Genomic DNA, 3,355 nt, shown 5'->3' on the forward strand with positions numbered 1-3,355 from the left:
GTGGTTGCTGTGGTATGGCTGGAAGTTTTGGATACGAGGCTGAACATTATGAAGTTTCTCAGCAAGTAGGGGAGTTGGTGCTATTTCCTGCCGTAAGAAAGGCAGACGCTGAAACAATCATCGCAGCCCCTGGGACTTCTTGCAGACATCAGATTGCCGATGGGACAGGCAGAAAAGCCAAACATCCTGTGGAGATACTTTGGGAAGCAATCAATCTTTGAGCTGTCATTTCGAAGAAGGAATGGCCCAGAATTCTCTTCGAAAAATTCAAAACACCAATTCACTTTTGAAAAAGGAGAATTTCTTTATTAATAGAGTTTGAGCATGGGGAGTCTCAAACTGTGGAGATTTTATAAATATTCAACCGAAAATCTTTCGTGCTAGGTATTCGATACACCTTGCTGCCAATCTTGCAGTAGCTTGATCTTGGTCGTATTTGGGGTTCAATTCGACTACATCAATTGAAATCAGTTTTTTGCTTGAGGCAATTAATTCAAATACTTTGAAAGCAATGTCCGGACTAAATCCCATGGGCGAGGGTGCGGATACTCCTGGTGCAAATGCGGAAGAGAATCCATCAAGGTCAATGCTTAAGTATACTTTATTGACCGAGTCTAAAAACCAAAGAATTTTCTCCTGAATGACTTCCCAATTATTCATTCGGAAATCCTCCATAGCCATCCACTTGGCATTCACTTGATCGGCTGTTTCAAAAAGCGATCGGGGATTCGCAGCCCGTTGAATTCCCAGACAGAGGTAATGAAATTGAGTAGGGAACTCTTGGCTGAGTTGGTAAAACGGCGATCCAGAATGTCCTTGCCCATTTGCCAATTGTCTGAGATCAAAATGTGCGTCCAAGTTGATGATTCCAAGCTTTTCATTTTTAGACTCCAAATACTGATAGATCCCTCTTCCATGAGCCAACGCTAAATCATGTCCACCTCCTAAAAGAATTGGGAAATGCTTCGAGTGGAGCAGCTTACAAACAGTTTCCGAAATCAAATCATGACTTGCCTCCATCTCCTCAGAAACGGTTGAAATAGTACCATAATCAAAGATTTTGGAATTTTCTTTTAGGTGAAATGCTAATCCTCCCATCACTTTTCGTATCGCATTTGCACCTTCAGCAGTCCCTAATCTTCCTTGGTTTCGTCGGACGCCTTCCTCTCCAGCATAGCCTAAAACTCCTATTTTTCGGACTGATTGATCATCGTCTATTGCTAAATCATTTAATGCAATTAGTGCCTGATGCCAGTATTGGATGGATTCAGCTTTTCTTCCTGTCCATAAGGAGGGATCTGGGTTTTGATGGAGTTGAGTCATGTTTTTTTAGAAAAGTTGATCTAAAATAGCTTCTTCTACTAAGTTAGCCATGGTCACTTTTAAATTGGGACTCCGGTCCATTTCGCGTTGGATGGCTTCTTGTGAACCTGGGTTTCTTGCCCATGCTCTTCTAGCAATTCCATTATTGACATCGTAAAATAGCATGCTTTTTAATTTTTCCGAAGCTTCAACGGAGCCATCCAGAACCATTCCAAATCCGCCATTGATGACTTCACCCCAGCCGACTCCGCCTCCATTGTGAATAGAAACCCAAGTAGCTCCTCGAAAACTATCTCCGATGACATTTTGAATAGCCATGTCAGCGGTGAATCGGCTTCCATCGTATATGTTGCTCGTCTCTCGGAAAGGGGAATCCGTTCCACTGACATCGTGATGGTCTCTCCCCAAAACAATTGGTGCAGAAATTTCGCCAGTTTGGATCGCTTGGTTAAAAGCTTCTGCGATTTTAGCCCTGCCTTCAGCATCGGCGTATAGAATCCTGGCTTTTGAACCTACTACAAGTTTGTTTTGCTCTGCTTCCTCGATCCAAGTGATGTTGTCTTGCATTTGCTGCTGGATAGAGGCTGGGGAATTGGATTTGATTTCTTTCAAAACTTTAGCAGCAATCTGATCTGTTTTTTGCAAATCCAGCGCATCTCCCGACGTGCAAACCCATCGAAAAGGGCCAAATCCATAATCGAAGCACATTGGTCCCAAAATATCTTGAACATAAGATGGGTATCTAAAATCAATTCCATTTTCTGCCATCACTTCCGCCCCAGCACGTGAGGATTCCAGTAAAAAGGCATTTCCATAATCGAAGAAATAGGTTCCTTTTGTTACATGACGATTGATAGAAGCAACTTGTCTTCGAAGACTTTCCTGAACCTTAGTTTTAAATTGTACAGGATCTGCTGCCATCAAGGCATTGGATTCCTCGAAACTTAAGCCCACAGGATAATAACCTCCAGCCCAAGGGTTGTGAAGGGAAGTTTGATCCGAGCCTAATTCCACAAATATATTTTCTTCATCAAACCGCTCCCAGACTTCTACAATATTCCCAATGAAAGCGATGGATACCACTTCTTTGGTTTCTTTGGCCGTTTTAGTTCGAGATACCAGTTCATCCAGATTTTCAACCAACTCATCTACCCAACCTTGGTTGAATCGCTTTCGTGCGGCATTAGGATTTACTTCTGCGCATATTGTAATACATCCAGCAATATTCCCTGCTTTTGGCTGGGCGCCACTCATGCCGCCTAAACCTGCTGTCAAAAATATTTTTCCATTCGGGCTTTCTCCTAGTTTTAACTTTTTTCGGAAAGCGTTCATCACTGTGATCGTCGTACCATGGACTATCCCTTGCGGGCCAATGTACATAAATGATCCTGCTGTCATCTGTCCATATTGGGTGACCCCAAGTGCATTGAATTTCTCCCAATCATCTGGCTGGGAATAATTTGGAATCATCATTCCATTCGTGACCACCACTCGTGGTGCATTTTTCGAAGAAGGGAAAAGCCCCATTGGATGTCCAGAATAAAGATGCAAGGTCTGATCCTCCGTCATTTGAGCGAGATAGCTCATCGTAAGTAAGTATTGTGCCCAATTTTGGAAGACGGCACCATTTCCACCATAGGTGATTAATTCCTGAGGATGTTGTGCAACGGCTGGGTCTAAATTATTCTGAATCATCAGCATAATTGCTGCCGCTTGCTTGGATTTTGAAGGATAATCGGCAATAGGTCTTGCAAACATTTCATAATCTGGCTGAAATCGATACATATAGATTCTGCCGTAATCTTCCAATTCTTTTAAAAATTCAGCTGCAAGTAATTGGTGCCAATCTTTTGGGAAATATCGCAAGGCATTGCTTACTGCCAAGCGCTTTTCGTCAAGACTTAAACTGTTTTTTCGTTTGGGAGCATGACTCAATTTAGGATCCTGCATTTTCTCTGCTGGAAGGGTATTAGGAATGCCTGTGATTAGTTGGGTTTTAAAGTCCATGGTATGAATATTAATTGGCTTCGAA

3 protein-coding genes are annotated in these 3,355 nt (G+C 42.5%); 1 reads left to right on the forward strand and 2 read right to left on the reverse strand.

The genetic code is table 11. The features are described 5' to 3' along the window. Nucleotides 1-221 (forward strand): hypothetical protein (locus tag Q0L68_RS18400; protein WP_296705716.1); only part of this gene is annotated, 221 nt, incomplete at its 5' end. A gap of 139 nt (nt 222-360) precedes the next feature. On the opposite strand, the gene hutG is transcribed toward Q0L68_RS18400, so the two are convergent. Together hutG and Q0L68_RS18410 are read right to left on the reverse strand one after the other, a co-directional pair. Further along, nucleotides 361-1,323, reverse strand: coding sequence for a formimidoylglutamase (gene hutG / locus Q0L68_RS18405; protein WP_296705717.1), 963 nt, complete (start codon nt 1,321-1,323; stop codon nt 361-363). A 6-nt stretch (nt 1,324-1,329) separates the two neighbouring features. After that, a complete protein-coding gene (locus Q0L68_RS18410) occupies nt 1,330-3,330 on the reverse strand; it encodes a urocanate hydratase (RefSeq protein WP_296705718.1) in 2,001 nt (666 codons plus the stop codon). Nucleotides 3,331-3,355 lie beyond the last annotated feature (25 nt).

The sequence above is a fragment of the Algoriphagus sp. genome, assembly GCF_024642405.1.
Classification (GTDB): domain Bacteria; phylum Bacteroidota; class Bacteroidia; order Cytophagales; family Cyclobacteriaceae; genus Algoriphagus.

Bases quoted from the DNA above. Each gene is read 5' to 3' on its own strand.
- hutG (WP_296705717.1), bottom strand. From the start codon at position 1,323: ATGACTCAACTCCATCAAAACCCAGATCCCTCCTTATGGACAGGAAGA.
- Q0L68_RS18410 (WP_296705718.1), bottom strand. From the start codon at position 3,330: ATGGACTTTAAAACCCAACTAATCACAGGCATTCCTAATACCCTTCCA.